The organism is Nocardia sp. NPDC050799, from assembly GCF_040654015.1.
In the GTDB taxonomy this organism is placed as follows: domain Bacteria; phylum Actinomycetota; class Actinomycetes; order Mycobacteriales; family Mycobacteriaceae; genus Nocardia.
The window spans coordinates 63,666-81,665 of sequence record NZ_JBFAHF010000016.1; the positions used below are offsets into that span (position 1 = coordinate 63,666).

The window sequence follows — 18,000 nt, forward strand, 5'->3', positions numbered from 1 at the left end:
CGATCAGCGGATTCCACCCGTTCGGGGTGCGATGGGACACGTCTGGAGAATTCGAACCTGTGTCGAGTGGCTACCACTTCGCGTCGGATTCGAGGTTGGCGATCAGAGAGTCCTCGTTGCCGATGCCGCACACACTCCCCCAGTCGATCAGTAATACACCGGACCGGGGACTCCACCGCCCGCCGCGACGGCGTCACCGGTGATGGCGATACTGCGCGGAGAGGCGAGGAAGGTGACCACATCGGCGACTTCACTTGCATCGATGACCCGCCGCAGGGTGTTGCGCGCGATCTCGGCCTCGAGGTCGGCAATCGCGCGTCCGGATTTCTCGGCATCGACAGTCAACCGGTCCGTAAGACGTTCGGTTCTGGTCAGGCCGGGATGAACCACGGTGACATTGACACCCGACGGGCCGAGTTCGTCGGCCAGGTTCTTGGTCAGCGCGGACACACTGATATTCCGGATGGTCTGCGCGATCGAATTCGCTTGCCGCGCACCAAGTCCGCTGATATTGATAATCCTCCCCCACCGCTGCTCGACCAGGTACGGCGCCACAGCACGGGCAGTGCGCAAATATCCGAGGACCTTGATCTCGACCTCACGCCGCACTGTCTCATCATCCGTTCCCGCCAGATCGCCGCTCGCCCCAGCACTCCACGGGGTGGCGGCGGAATTCACCAAGATATCGACGCCGTCCAGTTCCGCGACGGTCCGTTCGACCAGCGCGCGCACTTGGTCATCGTCACCGGTATCGGTCGCGACCGCAATCACCCGCCGCCCGGTTTCCTGCGTCAGCGTGCGCGCGGCGGCCTCGAGCGGTTCGGATGTCCGCGCCGCGATCACCACATCCACGCCCTCGTTCGCCAGACCCCGAGCGATCGCATAACCGATACCTTTGCTGCCGCCGGTCACGATCGCACGCTTGCCGTCCAGATTCAGGTCCACGCACACACGCTAACCAGTCACGCCACTCCAATGGATCCCTACTGATCGACGTGATCCGAATCCCAGGCGGGCCACAGTTCGATCAGCGAGACTGTCCGCCCGATCAAGAGCTTCAGGACTTGTCCGGTTGATGATGTCACCAACACCGAATCATTCGACCCGACAGGGCCGGAACGCCCCGCGAACGCGATCGGGACCCGGCCCCGGATCAGGCGGCCGTGGTGATCGAATCGACCTCGCCGGGCTCGGCCATCGCCTGTTCGCGCAGGGTCCGCAGTGTTTTGGCGAGGATCCGCGACACCTGCATCTGCGAGATATCGAGCCGTTCGGCGATCTGCACCTGGGTCATGTTCGCGAAGTACCGCCAGACCAGGATCTGCCGTTCCCGCTGCGGCAGTTCCGCGATCAGCGGGCGCAGTGTCATCGCGTCCTCGAGCAGCCGGTAGCAGGGGTCCTCCCCGCCGAGCCGGGCCAGTACCGCCGGCGGCGAGATATCGTCGTCCTGGTCGTCGGAGGGGGCGTCGAGGGAGCTGCTGGTGTGCGCGTTACCGGCGATGAGCGCCCGGGTGACGTCGGTGAGATCGGCGTCGAGTTCCACGGCGATCTCCCGCGCGGTGGGCATCCGGCCCAGCCGCTGGTACAGCGTCTCGGTGGCCGGGCCGATCCGCAGATGCAGTTCCTTGGTGCCGCGCGGCACCCGTACGGCCCAGGTGTGATCGCGGAAGTGGCGGCGCACCTCGCCCATAATGGTCGGGATGGCGAAGGACAGGAACGAGCTGCCCCGCGACCCGTCGAAGCGGTCCACCGCCTGGACCAGGCCGAGCCGCGAGATCTGGAGCAGATCGTCGAACGCTTCGCCGCGGCCGGAGAAACGGCGCGCGATATGTTCGGCCAACGGCAGGCAGCGGTGCACGATCTGCTCGCGTAGCGCCCGCCGGCGCGGATCCTCGGGCGCGAGCGCCGCCAGTTCGGCGAACAGCGGTTCGATGTTGTCGTAGCTGTCACCAGGGCCGGGCACATGGGCGGTACGCGGCGCACGTTCTCCGGCGCGCTGGTCGGTCGTGGCTTCGGTCGTTTCGTTCACCGGATGCTCCTCGGGCTTTTCCAAACCTCGTTGGTCGTGGGATACCCCCGCGACGCGGTGATCGAAACGTGATCTGAAAATCACGCGAGTGTGAATCGGCCGACGCCTGTGGCGGGCCAGGGCCGGGAGCGTGTTTCGGACCGACGAAAACGGTCATGCGCACCATGACGGGCGCCGTAGCCGGCAGACAGTCGTGCGGCGCGATCGCCCAAGCGAGAGAACGGAGGACCGATGACCATTCAGGACACCATCGCTCAGCTGCACCAGGACATCACCACGGCCGAGGACGCGGGTGACGAAGCCACCGCGGCGCGGTTGCGCCGGGACTTGGAAACCGCATTGCGTAGCGCCGAGGACCCGGACACCGGGCAACAGGGCGCGCAATAGCGTGTCGGACCGTCGGCGGGGACACCCGGTGCGGGTGTCCCCGTCGGCCGTCAGCGCTCCGGGGGCACGACAGTGGTCGTGCAGAAGGTCTGGCATTGCCCGGGGGTCGGAGTCACCTGCGCCGGTTGCTCACCGAAATCGGCGGTGCTCACCAGGATCATCACCAGTAGCGCGCCCCCGACCACCAGCCCGAAGATGAGCAGCGTGGGCCACAGCCAGGTCCGCATCGGCTGGTCGTCGGCAATCGGTACCACCGGCACCACCGTGCCCGCCGGGTTGAGCGCGTCTACGGGGTCCACCGGGCTCGCCGGATTCACCGGGCTCGCCGGGTCGAGCGGGTCCGCCGGATTGAACGGGCTCACCGAGCCGGGCGCGCTGCCCTCGTCTTCGGCCTTCACACAACACCTCCAGTGGGTCTCATGTGCTGGATACCCCGAAAACGCCTCCGCTCACGCGGAGTTCGCCGGGTGTCGCCCGGATCAGGACGAGATGTAGATACTCCAGTCGGGGAAGCCCCACCGGCCGTTGTGCTCGCCGTGTTCGATACCACCGCCGTAGGTGCCGCGGCAGCCGATGCCGTTCCAGAGTTTGACCTTCCGGTCGGTGAGGTTGCGCACCGACACCCGGCCGACCACCCCGACCGCGCTGAGATCGATACAGCCGCTGGGGTTGTCGATGACCTTCTCCACCCGGCTCCCGTCGGCGATCCACCGTAGTGCGACCTGCCCGCTCGCGGCGTGCGCGCTACTGTCCACTGCCGATGTCACCGCTATCGCCATCGCGGCCGAACCCAGAGCCATCACGAAACGACGCATACGAGAACCTTCCTGAACGGGAGGACATCACACACGGAAACCGATCGAGCGCCGACCATTACAGCCGAACGACCACCGGTGCCCCCGTCGACGCGCCGGTGCCCGGCCCGGAAAATGCGGGCCCGCTGGGTGTTCGGGCCGCGCGCCGCCGCGACTCCGCCGTCCGGCATACCCTCTGACCAGCCGATACGAACAGGACAGCGGTCCAAGCCGCCCGTCGCCGCCGCGCGCGGCCCGCCAACGCCCCTTTTCTCAGAAATTCCTCATCACGGCCATACCGCCACCCCACCCTGGCGGGGCATCGTTCTCGGGGACAGCTGATGCTCGGTGAAAGGTCCGGTACATGCCCGATCTCCTCGTCGCGATCCCCACGATGCTCGCTTTCGCGCTGCTGATGTCGGCGGAGTGGTTCGCCGACCGGACCGACCCGGATACCCGGCCGGGTGTCCACGGTTACGACGGCCGGGAGGTCGCGACCAACCTCGGGACATTCCTGCTCGGCCGGGTCACCAAACCGATCATCACCGCGATCGGCACCGTCGGTCCGCTGGCGCTCGCCGCGGCAGTCGCCCCGGTTCACCTGGACACCGGCACGTGGTGGGTGTGGCCGGCGGCCTTCGTGGTGGTGGATTTCTGCTATTACTGGGCCCATCGCGCGGACCATCGGGTGCGACTGATGTGGACCTCGCACGCGGTGCACCATTCATCGCAGTACTTCAACCTCACCACCGCGGTCCGGCTGCCCTGGCTCAACCCCACGATGGTGCTGCGCGGCGCGTTCTTCGCCCCGGCGGTCCTGCTGGGTTTCCCGGTATGGATGGTGCTGCTGATGCAGTCGTTGAACCTGGTGTTCCAGTTCCCGATCCATACCGAGCGGGTGGGCAGGCTGTGGGGCCCCCTCGAATACCTTTTCAACACGCCGTCGCACCACCGCGTGCACCACGGCTCGAACAACCCCTACCTCGACAAGAACTACGCCGGTGTCCTCATCGTCTGGGACCGCCTCTTCGGCAGCTACGCCGCGGAGATCGAGCCGGTCCGGTACGGCCTCGTGCACGATATCGAGACCCGCAATCTGCTGAAGGTGAACTACGGCGAGCTCGCTGCCCTGGTCCGCGATATCAGGCACGCGCGCACCTGGGCCGGCCGGCTCGGATACCTGCTCGCCCCACCCGGATACCGGGAAGCTCCCGACCCCGGCTCACCGGCCCCGGCCCGGCCGGACACCGAGTTCCCCCGTACCGCGCCGCGTTCCCACTTCGACGGGGCGCTGCGCGCCGACCCGATCGCCCCGGATGCCGTGATCGTCCCCGCCGATGTGGCCGAGGCACGCAACGGATCACCGCTGGCCTCGACCGCGCGGTGACCGGACCTGGACGCCCGGTTACGGGAACGGCACGGGGCATGGCCCCGCCGCGAGGCACTCGACTCCGAACCCTCAGCGGCCTGGTCAGCGCTTGCGCCGCCGGGCCCGTTCCAGTTCGACCGTCGCCGCCCGGACCGCGTCCCGGGCGGCGCGCTCGGCGTTGCGGGCGAATCGGTGCCGGTCTTCCGCCGCGGCGAGTTCGTCGCGGAGTTCGGTCAGCCGCACGGTGGTGGCCTCGAGGTGTCCGGCCGCGCGCTGTGCTTCCTTCGCGGCGGCGGTGAGGGCCTCGCGCGCGGCGGTTTCCGCGGCGCGCAGTTCTTCCTGCGCGCGCTGCCGGTCCGCCTCGGCGCGCGCGGCGCGCGTGTGTTCGGCCGCGGTGGGTTCAGCGGCTTTCTTCTTCTGCCGTGTCCCGGCAGCGGCGGCCTTCGGCTTGTCCCGGACCACGGACAGATCCGGCTCCACCGGACCGAAACCCGCGTAGTTCTGCGCGGTGGCCAGGGTGCCGGCGCGGACCTGCTCGGCGATACCGGAATCGGCGAGCGCGGCCGTCAGCGTCTCACTCACCTGACGCAGTATCGCCTCGGACACGGGCCGGCCCTGGCCGGCGGCCACCTCACCCGCCCGTTCGGCCAAGGCGTCCACCACCTGGCGGCGCTGCCGGGTCAGTTCGCGCAGCCGGGCACCGGACAGTTGCCGCTGCGCCGTCCGCAGCTCGGCGCCGAGCCGCAGCAGCGCGTCTACCTCGCGGGGGGCCGCACGTACCAGCGTGTTCACCGCCCACGCCGCCACCGTGGGTTTGCGCAGGGCCGTGATCGCCGCCGCCAGGTCCCGATCCCCGGATTCCTTTGCCGCACCGGCGCGGGCGTCGCGCGCGGCGACGAACTCGGCGGGCGCCAGCCCGTACAGGTCGCCGGCCACCTCGCCCAGGCTCATACCACCCGAGCCTAGCCGCGCGGGGAGGGCCCGGACCGGTACGCGCGAGCGGGTCAGCGTGCCTCGATCGTGCCGCGGAGGATCCGCAGCAGGCCTTCACCATCCAGGTACCACCGATGCTCCGAGGCGAGATCCCGGCAGGAGTCGCCGTGTGCGGGCACCATGGCGTCCACGTACACCAGTGCTGCGACCCGATCCGGCGCGCGGTCCGCGGCCCCGGTGATCACCATGCCTCCGTAGCGGTGGCCGACGAGTACCAGGTCGCGGACGTTCTCGGCCGCCGGCGTCGCGGTGACATACAGTGGCTGTCCGGCGGCGGAGGTCCGATACCGCTCAGGACGTTCCGAGCCCGGGCCCGGCGAGGCGGCGGCCTACCGGGCACGTTCACCCAGCGCTGCACGGCCCGCTGCGGCGGTCTCGATCACGCGTCGTTTCCGCAGGTCGCGACGGCGACTCGGGGTCGGTTGCGGAAAACTGTGGGGATGGGTGCGCCCGCCACGGAGGTACCGGCCGCGCAACGACATCGCAGGCTGCTGCGCAGCGGGGTGTGGTCGGCGTATCTGCTCGCGCTTCTCGTGGTCACCGTGCTCTTCGGCCCGCCGACCCAGCGGATCTATCAGGCGCTGTGGATCGTCGTGGGGATCGCGGCCTTCGCACCGGACCGCCCGTGGCGGGATCAGGTACGCATTCTCGTCGACTGGGTTCCGCTGATCGCCGCACTGGTCGTCTACGACCACACCCGCGGTATCGCCAACACCCTCGGGATGCCGCTGCGGGTCCACGAACCGGTCGTGGTGGAACGTGCCCTGTTCGGTGGCACCGTGCCCACGGTGTGGTTACAGGAGCAGCTGGACGGTGGTGGCGGACGGCCCTGGTGGACCGTACTCACCGGCCTCATTTACACCAGCCATTTCCTGGTGCCCTGGCTGGTCGCCGCGATTTTCTACGTCCTGTCACGGGAGCGCTGGTCGAAATATATGCGCCGGATCCTGCTGCTGTCCTATCTCGGTCTGGTGACCTATGTCCTGCTGCCCGCCGCGCCGCCCTGGTACGCCGCCCGCGCCGGGGTGATCCAGGCCGAGATCCACCGGAGCACCGGTTTCGGGTTCCGGCTGTACTCGGTCGATATCGGCGCGGACTGGCTGGCCGCGCACAGTAATCCCGTCGCCGCGATCCCGTCGCTGCACGCGGGCTTCGCACTGCTGGTCGCCATCGCGCTGTGGCCGTCGGCCGGGCACCGGTGGTGGCGGGTCCCGTTGGCCGCGTTCCCGGTGGCGATGGGTTTCACCCTGGTCTACGGGGGTGAGCACTATGTGATCGATGTGCTGCTGGGCTGGGTGTACGTCGGGCTGGCGATCGGGCTGGCCACCGCCTGGGAGCGGCGCCGCGCACCGGCCGGACCGGCCCCGGCGCCCACGATCGCGGCACCGGGCGGCGACCGCGGCGGCTAGCCGGCCGGACCGCGGGACGCCCAGGGCTCCAGCAGCAGAGTGGCGGCCCGGCGCATATCGGCCACCGCCTGTTCCGCACTCAGCTGACCCGCCGTGGCCCAGGTCAGGATGCCGTAGGCGCACTGCTCGGCGAGCCGGGCCAGCTGCTGGTCCGCCGCGTCCGCTTCGCCGATACCGGCGGCGGCGAGGATGCGGTCGCGCAGCGTGGTGTCGACCGCCACCGGCCCGGCCGAGCGCACGGCATTCGCCGAGACCAGCATGGCGCGGCCGAGCAGGGGGCGCCGGAGCAGCCCGGTCACCGCCGATTCGAGCAGGTCGGCCACGGCGCCCACCGGATCGCCCGGTACCGCCTCCGGAACGGGCAGGTCCGCGACGGCCGACTCGAGTACGCCCGAGTAGAGATGATGTTTGGACGGGTAGTAGCGGTACAGCGTCCCCAGCGCCACCCCGGCCGCCGCCGCGATATCGGACATCTGGACGTGTTCGAGACCCTGTTCGGCACCGAGCCGGGCGGCGGCGCGCAGGATGGCGCGCCGGCGTTCGCGCTGGAGCGTGGTGGTCGGCCGGCCCGGCTCCCGGGGTTCGGCGATCCGCGGCACTGGATACCTCCATTCGGAAAACTAGAATTCACTCTAGTATTTTCACACCGCCGGTTGTAGAACTGGGTGTGGTCCGATCCCGAATCCCGAACGGAGACCCAGCGATGACCCCAGTCGATCCCGGGCGCTACGGCCCGTGGGCGGTGATCACCGGCGGTTCCGAAGGCGTGGGCCGATCGTTCGCCCGGCAGCTCGCGGAATCCGGTATCCACCTGCTGCTGGTAGCCCGGCGGGCCGGTCCGCTCGAGGACACCGCCGCGGAATGCCGGGCCCTGGGCGTCACGGTCCGCACCCTGGCCGCCGACCTCACCCACCCGGACGCCACGGCGGCGGTGCTCGACGCGGTCGCCGATGTCGAGGTCGGGTTGCTGGTCCACAATGCCGGCGCCAACACCCACAGCGCCGAGTTCCTCGACGGCGATCCCGCGGCCTTCCAGCGCGTCGTCGAACTCAACATCACCACCCCGCTCGCGCTGATCGCCGGGTTCGGGGCCGCGATGCGCGACCGGCGGCACGGCGGGATCCTGCTGGTGGGTTCGCTGGCCGGCTACCTGGGCTCGCGGCGGCACACGGTCTACGGCGGAGTGAAGGCATTCGGGCGGGTCTTCGCCGAAGGTCTCTGGCTCGAACTGCGTGAACACGACGTGGACGTCCTCGAGCTCGTCCTCGGGGTCACCCGCACCCCGGCGATGCAGCGGGTGGGCCTGGACTTCGACATCCCCGGAATGCCGGTCTCCGAACCCGATGAGGTCGCGACGGAAGGTCTCGCGGCACTGGGCCGGGGCCCGGTCCACGTCATCGGCGCCCATGAGCGGCTCGCGGCCCGGCGCAGCGACCCGGATCGCGCCGCGGCCGTGCTGGGAGCGGACCGGATGATGCGCCGGCTCATCGGCGCAACCGAAGACCCGCCGCGGTGAGAGTCGGGCTGTCCACCCCGATCGTGGTCCGGACACCCGGTGCCTCGCCCTGGGAATCCAGGGGCGGCACCGCCGAACACGGGCCGTATGGGGGCGCCGGAAGGTCGGCGATTTCGTCGTCGACCCGCCCGCCACCTCGACCACGGCGCCGCTGTGGGTCGGCGGCCGCACACCACTCCCTGATCGACGCGAGCTGTGCGCATTTCCTCGGACCGGCCCGGGTCGTCGTCGACAGTGATACGGCCACGGCGGTCTGCGAATCACTGCTGGTGCGCCGGTCCGACGACGGCTACCGGGTGTGGCGGGCAGGGGCGAACAATTTCCGGCTCACCCGCACTCCGCGCGGCCGGCGGATCACCCGCCGCGTCACCCGGGCGCTCGACGGTGGCCCGCAGGCCCGGGACCTGCTGCGGACGAACATCTCTCCGACGGCGGACTGAGCCGCACGGGACCCGGGCGCACCGGGTCCCGGCGGGCGGAACTCAGCCGGCGACGGTGGCCGGGCGCGCGACCGGAGTCAGCGAGGCCGGGCCGAGGCCCAGATGATCGCGCAGCGTGGTACCGGTGTACTCGGTCCGGAACAGGCCGCGACGCCGCAGTTCGGGCACCACGAAGTCGACGAAATCGTGGAAGGTGCCCGGTGCCTGGGCCGCGGAGAGGATATAGCCGTCGGCCTCACCACCGGTGAAACCGGCTTCGATCTGATCGGCGATCTGCTCGGCGGTGCCGACGAACTGCGGCAGTAGCACACCCTGGGCGTACAGCTTGCCGATATCGCGCAGGGTGAGGTTCTCGGTGGCGCTGAGCCGGCGGGCCACCTCGAACAGCCCCTGTGTACCCGGAACCACCAGATCCTCGATCGGCGCGTCCAGATCGTAGCGGGAGAAATCGTGATCGGTGTGCACCGAAAGCGTGATGAGACCGGAGACCGGGTCGGCGAGTTCGTTGTGGAAGGCCTGCTTCTCCCGGGCGATGGCCTCGGTCTCCCCGACGAACGGCACGAACGACGGGAAGATCTTGATGTCGTCGGGATTGCGGCCGAAGTTCACCGCCCGCGATTTCACATCGTCGTAGTAGGCGCGGCGGCCTTCGGGCGTCGGGTCGATCTCGAAGATCGCCTCCGCCCAGCGCGCGGCGAAATCCTTGCCCACCGGCGAGGAACCGGCCTGGATGAGCACCGGCCGGCTCTGCGGGGACCGCGGCACGGTCAGCGGGCCGCGGGTCTTGAACCAGGTGCCCTCGTGGTCCACGGTCCGGACCTTGTCGGGATCGGCGAATACACCGGTGCCCTTGTCCTGGACCAGAGCGTCGGTATCCCAGCTGCCCCAGAGTTTGTAGGCGACTTCGAGGAATTCCTGGGCCCGTTCGTACCGCTCGTCGTGCCCGAGATGGTCCTGGGCCCCGAAATTCTGCGCCTCGGCCTGGTTCAGCGAGGTCACCACGTTCCAGCCGGCCCGGCCGCCGGAGAGATGGTCGAGGGTCGCGAAGATCCGGGCCACCTCGTAGGGATGGAAGTACGTGGTGGATTTGGTGATCGCCAGCCCGAGCCGGTCGGTCACATTCGCCAGGCCGGCGGCGACCAGCGACGGATCGAGCGTCGCCGACGCCTGGGTGCCGCTGCGCAGCGGCACCCGGATATCGTTGCCGTAGCGGACCGGGGTGGCCAGCAGATCGGCGAAGAACAAGAAGTCGAATGTGCCTCGTTCCAGGGTCTGCGCCACCCGCCGGTAGTAGCCGGGTCCCAGATAATCGGTTTCCGAGGCGGGGTGGCGCCACGCCGCATGCGAATGCGTGACGTGCGAGGCGATCAGAAAGCCTGCCAGGTGGAGCTCACGAGTCACGGTCGCCTCCTCGGACGTGCGGGCCGATGCCCGCCGGATGTGGACGCGCCGGTGCGGTCGCACGCATGCTGCGGGTTTGCTGTCACAGCGACGAGTCTCGGCGGCCGGTGGCCGCCCGTCACCGATTGCGCTCGAGCTGATGTTGGGACGCGGGACGCCCGGAATCGACACCGTCGGCCCGCATCAGCCGGGACAAGATCTCCGTGCGGGGGCCTGCGACCAGATCCGCGGGCGTGCCGAGTTCGGCGATCCGCGCGCGGTCCAGCACCGCGATGCGGTCGCAGCGCGCCAGCCGGCCGCGCAGATCGTGGCTGATCGACACCACAGTCGCACCGCTGCGGGCGCGGTAGTCGTCCAGCCGGTCCAGGACACGCCGGGCAGTGGGTTCGTCGAGCGCGGTGGTCACTTCGTCGCACAGCAGCAACCGCGGACCGGCCAACAGCGCCCGTGCCAGCGCGGCACGCTGCAGCTGCCCACCGGAGAGCCCGGCCGGCGGGCGTCCGTCCTGCGCCTCGTCGATACCGAAATCCGCGAGCAGGTCCAGTGCGGCGGACCGGGCAGCCGTACGGGTCATCCCGCACAGTCCGGTGCCCGTGGCGGCGACCTGATCGAGGACGCTGCGGCGGGTGTCGAAGGTGGCCGCCGACTCCTGCCACACATATTGGATACGGGCGAGCTGCCGACGCGACCTGCGCCGCAACACCGGCAGCCGTTCCCCCCATGCCACGATCGTCCCGGCGTCCGGACGGGTGAGCCCGGCGATACAGCGGGCCAGCGTCGTCTTACCCGCGCCCGACAGCCCGACGAGCCCGAGATGTTCGCCGGGGTGCAGGTCCAGGTCCACGCGGTCGAGAACCGGACGCCCGCGGCGGCCCACCGTCAGGCCGTGGACCCGCACGGCGGGCTCGGCGGGCGGGCGAGCGGCCGCCGGTGGCGGGGAAACCGGGTCCGGTTCGATCGCACCGTCCGCAGTGAGCCGCCCATCGCGTACGAACAGGACACGGTCCCCGAGCCGTTCGACGGCGAACGAATCGTGGGTGATCAGCACCACCGCGGTGCCTGCCGCGCGCACACCGCTCAAACCGGTGAGCAAGGCGGCCCGCGCGAGCGGATCCAGTCCGGCCGTCGGCTCGTCGACCACGAGCACATCGGGGCGGCCCGCCAGCACCTGCGCCAGCGCCAGTCGCACCCGCTCACCGCCGGAGAACTCGAACGGGTACTTCCGTAGCGCCCGGTCGAGTTCCCGGTCGTCGAGTTCGAAGGCGGCGGCGGCCAGGAGCCGGGCGATCCGCGCCCGCCGCTGCGGCCCGCGTAACCGGCCGCCGCCCGCGCGCCGGTGCTGCAACCCGACCAATTCGCCCAGGGCCGCGCCGATCCGGCGCGCCGGGTTGAGTGTGGATGCCGCGTGCTGCGGCAGGTACCCGACCCGGACTCCCGGGGCGCGGCGGACCGCGCCGGCCAGTTCGATCCCGGGTCCCACCGCATCGGCCAGCGCGGTCGCGATGGTCGTCTTACCCGCGCCCGACGGCCCGAACAACGCCACGATCTGCCCGGCCTCGATATCGAATCCGATATCGCGCAGGATCACCGCCTCGCCGGCGCGGGCACTGAGCGCGCGCACCGAGATCAGTGGCCGGTCAGCCATGGCCACCCGCCCGGCGCAGATCTCCCGCCGCGACGGCACGCGGATCGGCGAGCAGATCGTCCACCAGGAGATTGGTGCCCACCACCAGCAGCACGATCAACGCCCCGGGCAGGACCACCGACCACGGCGCGATCAGCAGCGCGTCCTTGTTCGCCGCGACCGATACCGCCCAATCGGTGGAGGTGGTGTCGAATCCGAGTCCTAGGAAATTGGCGGAGGCGAGGAAATAGACCGCGGCGGTGAAGCGGACCCCGAGGTCGGCCGCGAGCGGCCGCGAGATCTCGCGCGCCGCGTAATTCCCGTACCGGAACGACCGGCTCTGCCCCTGCATCCGCAGCGCGTCCATCACCGGTCCGTGCACCACCCCGGCCGCCGCCGCCCGCACGAAACGCGCGATCGGTGCCACCAGCGCCAGCCCGATCGCGCAGGCGATCATCACCGCCGAACCGCGGCCGCGCAGCGCCGCCACCATGATGATCAGCAGCGACGGAATACACAGCAGCACGTCGATCGGGCGCATCAGCAGATCGTCGAGCCAGACCCGCGGCGCCGCCGCCGCGGCCATCCCGATCAGGAACCCCACCAGATATGCCCCGAGCACGGTCAGCAGTCCGGTCAGGAGAAAGGTCTGACCGCCGGTGAGCGCGGCCGCCAGGACATCCCGCCCGAGCCGGTCGGTGCCCAGCGGCGACCATTCGGACGGCCCGAACGGCGTCCCGCGTTCGGCCGGCGCGGGCCGGGCGAGCACCGGACCGGCGACCACGAATACCAGCGGTACCGCGATCAGCGCCGAGTACAACCACCGCCGCATACTCATCCGCGCTGCTCCGCGGCCGGCTGCGGGTTCATCCGGTACCCCGCCATATCGATCAGCGTGTTGACCACGACCGCAAGGGTGCCGGTGACCGCGACGATCGCCAGGATCACCGGATCGTCCCGGTTGCCGATGGCGCCGACGAGTTCCGACGCGATACCCGGCACCGCGAAAACCGCCTCGACGATCAGCACTCCCGACAGCAGGCCGTCACCGGTGCGGCCGAATTCCTGCATCGCCGGGGCGAGGGCGTTGGGTGCGATATGCCGGGCGAGCAGCGAGACCCGTCCCACGCCCAGGCGGCGGGCCGCGGCGATATACGGCCGGTCCAGTACATCGATGACGCCGGCCCGCACCAACCGCACCAGCGGGGCCGCCACCCGGGCCACGGTGACGACCAGCGGCAGCACCAGATATTCGGGCCGGGCCGGCAGCGCGGCCGGATCGACGCCGAGGAAGGTTGCGGGCAGCAGATCGAGGCGGATCGACAGGAAGGTCACCAACAGGACCGCGAGGACGAAATCGGGGATCGAATCGAATCCGATACTGATCGCGGTGATCACGCGGTCGCGCGCCGAACCGGGGCGCGTTCCCGCCGCGAAACCGGCGGTCACCGCGAGAGGCACCAGCAGGACCAACGCCGACCCGGCGAGCAACGCGGTGACCAGGAACGGGCCCGCGATCATGGTGCCGACCGGTGCGCCACTGGCATAGGAGGTGCCGAAATCCCCGCGCACCGCCGCGCCGAGCCAGTCGAGGAACCGGGTGACCGGTGCCGCGTCGAGCCCGAGCAGCTGCCGGGCGGTCTGCTGCTGCGCCTCGCTCAGGATGGTGTTGCTCTGGATATCGGCGGCATCGCCCGGCAGCAGCAGCGACAGTACGAACACCAGAACCAGCAGGACCAGCAACTGCCCGGCGCCCAACCCGGCCCGGCGCAGCAGCAGTCGCGGCAACGCCCGTGAATTCCCGGCCATCGGGCCGCTACCGGATCCCGACCACGACGCGGTCGTCGCCGTACTGCCAGACCGTCCCGGCCTCGGCGAAACCGGCGGCGCGTAGGAAAGCGGTGTAGTCGCCGGCGGTGGGCCGATCGGTGACCGTGTGCTCGAATCCGCCGTCGCGCAGGCGCGCCGGCTCGGCGAGTTCGTCGGCCGCTCCCACGGCCGCCCACCACGCCGCCCAGTCCTCCCCCGCGGCCGAGCCCACCCGCTCGGCCCGCCGGGCGGTCAGCGCCCGGCCCAGATCGTCCAGTCGCGGACCGTCCGGCCCCTCGTACAGATGGTCACCGTCGACGAAGACCCCGCCCGCCGGCAGCGCCCGGGCACAGGTCTCGATCAGCGCGCGCAGCGGTGCCCGGTTCATCCAGTGCAGTGCCGTGGTGCTCACGAACGCGTCGGGGGCGCGCTCGAGGTCCAGCGCGGCGAACCAGCCGGGCGCGCGCAGATCGGCGGATACGGTCCGGAACCGCGGTGAACCGTAGACGGTGTCGGCCAGCGCCAGCAGCAGCGGGTCGGCGTCGACACCGACGACGGTGGCGCCGGGAATGCGGGCGAGCAACCGGCCCGCCAGGGTCCCCGGGCCGACGCCCAGATCGACGATCAGGGGATCCGGCCGGATGAGCAGTTCGGTCAGCACATCACCGATCACCTCGAACCGGGCCTCCCGGTCGGGCAGGTAGTACTCCTGCTGGCGATCCCAGCGTTCGACCCAGTACCGTGCCCGGTCCGGATCGAGCCGCGCGGCGGTCATCGGGCCGAAACCGCGTCGAAGCGCGCCCAGTCGTGCGAATTGGGTACGGCGGCCGGAAGCTGCCGGAACCGGTCACCGGCGGCGCTGTTCCAGTGCGTGGTGCCGAAGAACACGAAGCCTCCTCGATCGTGCAGTATTTCGTGCATGTCGCGGTAGAGCGCCGCCCGGCGGTCCGGATCAGGGGTGGCCTGCGCGGTCGTGTACAGCGCGTCGAACTGCGGATCGGACCATTTGGTGCGGTTCTGCGGGGATGTGCTGAGCAGCCGCGAGGCGAAATGGTTGGGGATCGGCAGCGGCCCCGACTGCCCCATCGTGAGATGTCCCGTCCGCAGCGCATCGGTGTAATAGCTGTCCTTGGAACCCAGCACCACGTTCACCCGGACTCCGCATCCGGCGGCTTGCTCGGCGAACAGCCGGGCGGCTTCGACGAACCCGTAGGCGACCGGGGCGGTGAACAGATCGAAACTCAGCTCGCGTACCCCGGCCCGGCGCAGCAGCCGGCCGGCCTCGTCGGGGTCGTACTCGTGCTGCGGCAGATCGGCGTAGTACTGGTAGCCCTTACCGAAGACATCGTTGCCGACCTCCCCTTGACCTTCGAACGCCACCTTCACCAGTTCCGCCCGGTCGACCATCCGCATGACGGCGCGTCGCACATCCGGGTTGTCGAACGGCGGCCGGTCGGTCTTCATGGCGAAGAAATGGATTCCGCTCCCGGGGGTGGACACCAGTGTGACGCCGGGGTGCCCCGCCAGCGTCCGCGCTGCCGACGGCGTGAGGTTGTCGGCGTAGTCGATTTCGCCGCCGCGTACCGCGTTCACCCGGGCGTCCGCCTCCGCGCTCACGATCCGCAACTGCCCGACGGCGGGCGCGCCGTCCCAGTAGTGCTCGTTACGGTGCGCGGTGAACTGCCGGCCGGCCTCGAAGGAGTCGAAGACGAAGGGCCCGGTGCCCACCGGGCGGGTGAAATCGGCGGCGCCGTCCTGCACGATCTTGGTGCCGTACACCGACAGTGCGATGCGGAACTCGAACGAGGGCCGCTTCAGCACGATCTCGACGGTGCGGTCGTCGATCGCGCGACTGCCGGCCAGGTCCACCTGGTCCAGCGAGGACGCGGCGATGAACGGGCGCTGCGGCGCGGGCCCGAGCACCCGCGAGAAGGTGTACAGCACATCGCGTGCGGTGAACTTCTTCCCGTCGTGCCAGGCCGCGTCCCGCAGCGCGATCCGCCACCGGGTGCCGTCGGCATTCGGTTCGGCCGATTCCGCCAGCCGCGGGATCGGTGTCATCGAACCATCCACCTCGAACAGACCGTCGTAGACGGCCTTCATCCGGGCTTCGTCGATGAAGAGGGTGTGCACGCCGGGGTCGATCCCCTCCCCGGCGCCGGAGCCTTGGAAGGCGGCGGTGAACGTATCGGTACCGGCGGAGGAGCCGCGGCCGCAGCCGAGGGCCAGCGCTCCCGCGGCCAGCACACTGCCGACCAGAAACGCTCGGCGGCTCGACTCCGGTGGTGCACAACGCATATCCGACTCCCGTCGCGTCAGGCAGGGTCACGCGACGAAGACATGCGAAACGGACCGCGCTCGAGCGGCTCGTTCGGCGCATCGACCATACCCACGTGATCATGACCGTTTCTGGTTCATCCGCAGGTATCTGGCTGCGGCCCGCATGCGAGCCACACAGTTGCGGGACAGCGCCGGATTCGCACCGGACTTCCCTACGAACATCGGTCACATTACCCAAGCGCCCCGCGGGTGACCATCGTCTCGCCTACGCGATACCCGTCCCGTCAGGTGGCGGACGGTACTGCCACGCCGGGCGAACGCACAGCGTGTGATCCAGGCCGCCACCGGCCAACGTTTGCCGCCGGCTACCAGGTGGTAGTCATCCAAGGAAATGCTCTCGCCGTGGTCCGTTCTCGCCAGGACGGTTCGAGAGGGGGCGGCACAACGGGCAACAGGTGGCTAGGAGAGTCGGGTGTCGGTAGTTCTCGTGCTTCAGGCACGCGGTCTCGGTGATCTACTCACCGCTGTGCCGGCATTACGTGCACTGCGCCGGGCCCGCCGCAGCGATCATCTCGTGCTGGCCGCGCCGCACCGCCTGCGTCCCATCGTGGATGTGATCGCCTGCGTGGACGAGTTCGTGCCCATCGCCGATCCGCAGGGCCTGCGCTGGGATGGGCCGCCGCCGAAACTGGCGGTGAACCTGCACGGCGCCGGCACCGCCCCGATCGTGCAGCTCGGCAAGACCGGGGCCGAACGTATCCTCACGTATCGGAATCCGGCGTTCCCGGAGATCCCGGCACCCGAGTGGCAACCCGACCACCATCCGATCGACCGCTGGTGTCATCTGCTCGAATTCGACGGGGTCGGTGCAGATCGGCGCAATCTGGGCCTGGTGCCGCCGGTGGCCACCACCAGTCATCGCGACAGCGTGGTCGTCCATATCGGCGCGAGCACGGCCGCCCGGCGCTGGCCCGCGGACCGATTCGCGGCGGTGATCCGGCATCTGCTGGTACTCGGCCACGAGGTCGTGCTGACCGGTGACGAGAGCGACCGGGAGAACGCGCTGGGGATCGCGGCCCGGGCCGGACTGTCCGGCCGGCGGGTGCTGGCCGGTACTCAGAACCTGATCGAATTGTCGGCGACGGTGGCCGAGGCCTCCGTGGTCCTGTGCGGTGACACCGGCGTCGCCCATCTCGCCACCGCCTTCGGCACCCGCACCGTGCAACTGTTCGGTCCCACGGCCCCGGATCAGGGCGGGCCGCCGCGGCACCTGCTGACCCGGCACGAGGTGCTGTGGGCCGGGCGCATCGGCGACCGTCATGCCTCCACCACCGATCCCGGCCTGCTACAGATCGGCTCGGCCGAGGTGATCGCTGCCCTCGACCGGCAGCTGAGCAAACGTCGCGGCGAAGCGGGTATGACCGGCAGTCCGGCGTACCGCCGGGTCGGCTGAGGGGCCGGCGCTACCGGTCGTCCCGGTTCGCGGCTTCGCTGAGCGCGGCGGCGTAGGCGGCCAGGGCGCTCTGCCAGAACTGTTCGAGGTAGTCGCGGGCATCGCTGAGACCGCGGGGGTCCAGGGAGTAGAGGCGGTGGTTGCCCATCGGCCGCATCATCACCAGCCGCGCGTCCCGCAGTACCCGCAGATGCTGCGATGCCGCCGAGCTGGTGATCCCGACCTGGGCGGCGAGCTCGCCCACCGAGCGCGGCCCGGCGGGCAACGCCTCGAATATCGCGCGCCTGGTGGGGTCTGCCAGGGCGACCAGCGGCGCGACTCTGTTAGCGACCACTGAAACAGTGTCGATCTTCTGGCACACTTCGGTCAAACTAGATCAATGTCTCACTTGCGCAGCTCGGCGGGCGGTATTTCCGGTTCCGTTATCGGACGGTAATACGCGACCTGGGAATATATGATCTCGTGACTGTTGCCACATAATTGCTGACTCGGCGTG

General features: G+C 69.9%; 19 protein-coding genes, 1 pseudogene and 1 riboswitch. Of the genes and pseudogenes, 6 read left to right on the forward strand and 14 right to left on the reverse strand.

Annotated elements, in window-relative coordinates; genetic code table 11:
• Positions 1 to 147: 147 nt before the first annotated feature.
• Positions 148 to 945 carry an SDR family oxidoreductase gene (locus AB0H42_RS18280; RefSeq protein ID WP_357057136.1) on the reverse strand — a complete coding sequence of 266 codons (798 nt, stop codon included), beginning with the start codon at positions 943 to 945 and terminating at the stop codon, positions 148 to 150.
• Between the two features lie 208 nt (positions 946 to 1,153).
• A complete protein-coding gene (locus tag AB0H42_RS18285; RefSeq protein ID WP_357057305.1) occupies positions 1,154 to 1,963 on the reverse strand; it encodes an RNA polymerase sigma factor SigF in 810 nt (269 codons plus the stop codon).
• A 297-nt stretch (positions 1,964 to 2,260) separates the two neighbouring features.
• Between AB0H42_RS18285 and AB0H42_RS18290 the strand changes: the two genes are divergently transcribed.
• Positions 2,261 to 2,416 (forward strand): hypothetical protein, encoded by a 156-nt coding sequence (locus tag AB0H42_RS18290; RefSeq protein ID WP_357057138.1) that lies wholly within the window; start codon positions 2,261 to 2,263, stop codon positions 2,414 to 2,416.
• Between the two features lie 50 nt (positions 2,417 to 2,466).
• Here AB0H42_RS18290 and AB0H42_RS18295 read toward each other — a convergent pair whose 3' ends face one another.
• Positions 2,467 to 2,814, reverse strand: coding sequence for a hypothetical protein (locus AB0H42_RS18295; protein WP_357057140.1), 348 nt, complete (start codon positions 2,812 to 2,814; stop codon positions 2,467 to 2,469).
• Between the two features lie 81 nt (positions 2,815 to 2,895).
• Entirely contained in the window at positions 2,896 to 3,231 is a 336-nt protein-coding gene (locus AB0H42_RS18300) for a hypothetical protein (protein ID WP_030519061.1), read from the reverse strand.
• Between the two features lie 343 nt (positions 3,232 to 3,574).
• Between AB0H42_RS18300 and AB0H42_RS18305 the strand changes: the two genes are divergently transcribed.
• On the forward strand, positions 3,575 to 4,597 hold the full coding sequence (locus AB0H42_RS18305; protein WP_357057142.1) for a sterol desaturase family protein: 1,023 nt from the start codon (positions 3,575 to 3,577) through the stop codon (positions 4,595 to 4,597).
• 84 nt (positions 4,598 to 4,681) lie between these two features.
• Here the strand turns inward: AB0H42_RS18305 and AB0H42_RS18310 are convergent, their stop codons facing one another.
• Together AB0H42_RS18310 and AB0H42_RS18315 are read right to left on the reverse strand one after the other, a co-directional pair.
• Positions 4,682 to 5,530 (reverse strand): hypothetical protein, encoded by an 849-nt coding sequence (locus AB0H42_RS18310; RefSeq protein WP_357057144.1) that lies wholly within the window; start codon positions 5,528 to 5,530, stop codon positions 4,682 to 4,684.
• Positions 5,531 to 5,634: 104 nt separating this feature from the next.
• Positions 5,635 to 5,793 (reverse strand): annotated as a pseudogene (locus AB0H42_RS18315) (alpha/beta hydrolase); the annotation flags it as partial.
• A gap of 219 nt (positions 5,794 to 6,012) precedes the next feature.
• Here AB0H42_RS18315 and AB0H42_RS18320 point away from each other — a divergent pair.
• Entirely contained in the window at positions 6,013 to 6,981 is a 969-nt protein-coding gene (locus AB0H42_RS18320) for a phosphatase PAP2 family protein (protein ID WP_357057146.1), read from the forward strand.
• Here AB0H42_RS18320 and AB0H42_RS18325 read toward each other — a convergent pair.
• Positions 6,978 to 7,580, reverse strand: coding sequence for a TetR family transcriptional regulator (locus AB0H42_RS18325; RefSeq protein ID WP_357057147.1), 603 nt, complete (start codon positions 7,578 to 7,580; stop codon positions 6,978 to 6,980). The two genes, AB0H42_RS18320 and AB0H42_RS18325, sit on opposite strands and share 4 nt — an antisense overlap.
• A gap of 104 nt (positions 7,581 to 7,684) precedes the next feature.
• Here AB0H42_RS18325 and AB0H42_RS18330 point away from each other — a divergent pair, with 104 nt between their 5' ends.
• Positions 7,685 to 8,497 carry an SDR family NAD(P)-dependent oxidoreductase gene (locus AB0H42_RS18330; protein WP_357057149.1) on the forward strand — a complete coding sequence of 271 codons (813 nt, stop codon included), beginning with the start codon at positions 7,685 to 7,687 and terminating at the stop codon, positions 8,495 to 8,497.
• Entirely contained in the window at positions 8,494 to 8,937 is a 444-nt protein-coding gene (locus tag AB0H42_RS18335; protein WP_357057151.1) for a nuclear transport factor 2 family protein, read from the forward strand. The genes AB0H42_RS18330 and AB0H42_RS18335 overlap by 4 nt, the downstream gene beginning before the upstream one ends.
• Before the next feature lie 42 nt (positions 8,938 to 8,979).
• On the opposite strand, the gene AB0H42_RS18340 is transcribed toward AB0H42_RS18335, so the two are convergent.
• From AB0H42_RS18340 to AB0H42_RS18365, 6 genes are all read right to left on the reverse strand, one after another.
• Positions 8,980 to 10,338: an LLM class flavin-dependent oxidoreductase gene (locus AB0H42_RS18340; RefSeq protein WP_357057154.1), complete on the reverse strand. Its 1,359-nt coding sequence runs from the start codon at positions 10,336 to 10,338 to the stop codon at positions 8,980 to 8,982.
• Positions 10,339 to 10,456: 118 nt separating this feature from the next.
• Entirely contained in the window at positions 10,457 to 11,983 is a 1,527-nt protein-coding gene (locus AB0H42_RS18345; RefSeq protein ID WP_357057156.1) for an ATP-binding cassette domain-containing protein, read from the reverse strand.
• Positions 11,976 to 12,800, reverse strand: coding sequence for an ABC transporter permease subunit (locus AB0H42_RS18350; RefSeq protein WP_357057158.1), 825 nt, complete (start codon positions 12,798 to 12,800; stop codon positions 11,976 to 11,978). Before AB0H42_RS18350 ends, AB0H42_RS18345 begins: the two co-directional genes overlap by 8 nt.
• Positions 12,797 to 13,771, reverse strand: a complete 975-nt coding sequence (locus tag AB0H42_RS18355; protein WP_357057160.1) for an ABC transporter permease — start codon at positions 13,769 to 13,771, stop codon at positions 12,797 to 12,799. Before AB0H42_RS18355 ends, AB0H42_RS18350 begins: the two co-directional genes overlap by 4 nt.
• A 7-nt stretch (positions 13,772 to 13,778) precedes the next feature.
• Positions 13,779 to 14,546: a class I SAM-dependent methyltransferase gene (locus tag AB0H42_RS18360; RefSeq protein WP_357057162.1), complete on the reverse strand. Its 768-nt coding sequence runs from the start codon at positions 14,544 to 14,546 to the stop codon at positions 13,779 to 13,781.
• Entirely contained in the window at positions 14,543 to 16,069 is a 1,527-nt protein-coding gene (locus tag AB0H42_RS18365; RefSeq protein ID WP_357057164.1) for an ABC transporter substrate-binding protein, read from the reverse strand. Before AB0H42_RS18365 ends, AB0H42_RS18360 begins: the two co-directional genes overlap by 4 nt.
• A gap of 103 nt (positions 16,070 to 16,172) precedes the next feature.
• Positions 16,173 to 16,317: riboswitch (cobalamin riboswitch) on the reverse strand.
• Positions 16,318 to 16,523: 206 nt separating this feature from the next.
• Here AB0H42_RS18365 and AB0H42_RS18370 point away from each other — a divergent pair.
• Positions 16,524 to 17,504 (forward strand): glycosyltransferase family 9 protein, encoded by a 981-nt coding sequence (locus tag AB0H42_RS18370; protein WP_357057166.1) that lies wholly within the window; start codon positions 16,524 to 16,526, stop codon positions 17,502 to 17,504.
• Positions 17,505 to 17,514: 10 nt separating this feature from the next.
• On the opposite strand, the gene AB0H42_RS18375 is transcribed toward AB0H42_RS18370, so the two are convergent.
• Positions 17,515 to 17,838 (reverse strand): metalloregulator ArsR/SmtB family transcription factor, encoded by a 324-nt coding sequence (locus tag AB0H42_RS18375; protein WP_357057168.1) that lies wholly within the window; start codon positions 17,836 to 17,838, stop codon positions 17,515 to 17,517.
• Between the last annotated feature and the right edge of the window lie 162 nt (positions 17,839 to 18,000).

Bases quoted from the DNA above. Each gene is read 5' to 3' on its own strand.
- AB0H42_RS18365 (WP_357057164.1), bottom strand. From the start codon at position 16,069: ATGCGTTGTGCACCACCGGAGTCGAGCCGCCGAGCGTTTCTGGTCGGC.
- AB0H42_RS18300 (WP_030519061.1), bottom strand. From the start codon at position 3,231: ATGCGTCGTTTCGTGATGGCTCTGGGTTCGGCCGCGATGGCGATAGCG.
- AB0H42_RS18345 (WP_357057156.1), bottom strand. From the start codon at position 11,983: ATGGCTGACCGGCCACTGATCTCGGTGCGCGCGCTCAGTGCCCGCGCC.
- AB0H42_RS18350 (WP_357057158.1), bottom strand. From the start codon at position 12,800: ATGAGTATGCGGCGGTGGTTGTACTCGGCGCTGATCGCGGTACCGCTG.
- AB0H42_RS18310 (WP_357057144.1), bottom strand. From the start codon at position 5,530: ATGAGCCTGGGCGAGGTGGCCGGCGACCTGTACGGGCTGGCGCCCGCC.
- AB0H42_RS18360 (WP_357057162.1), bottom strand. From the start codon at position 14,546: ATGACCGCCGCGCGGCTCGATCCGGACCGGGCACGGTACTGGGTCGAA.
- AB0H42_RS18290 (WP_357057138.1), top strand. From the start codon at position 2,261: ATGACCATTCAGGACACCATCGCTCAGCTGCACCAGGACATCACCACG.
- AB0H42_RS18355 (WP_357057160.1), bottom strand. From the start codon at position 13,771: ATGGCCGGGAATTCACGGGCGTTGCCGCGACTGCTGCTGCGCCGGGCC.
- AB0H42_RS18305 (WP_357057142.1), top strand. From the start codon at position 3,575: ATGCCCGATCTCCTCGTCGCGATCCCCACGATGCTCGCTTTCGCGCTG.
- AB0H42_RS18330 (WP_357057149.1), top strand. From the start codon at position 7,685: ATGACCCCAGTCGATCCCGGGCGCTACGGCCCGTGGGCGGTGATCACC.
- AB0H42_RS18320 (WP_357057146.1), top strand. From the start codon at position 6,013: ATGGGTGCGCCCGCCACGGAGGTACCGGCCGCGCAACGACATCGCAGG.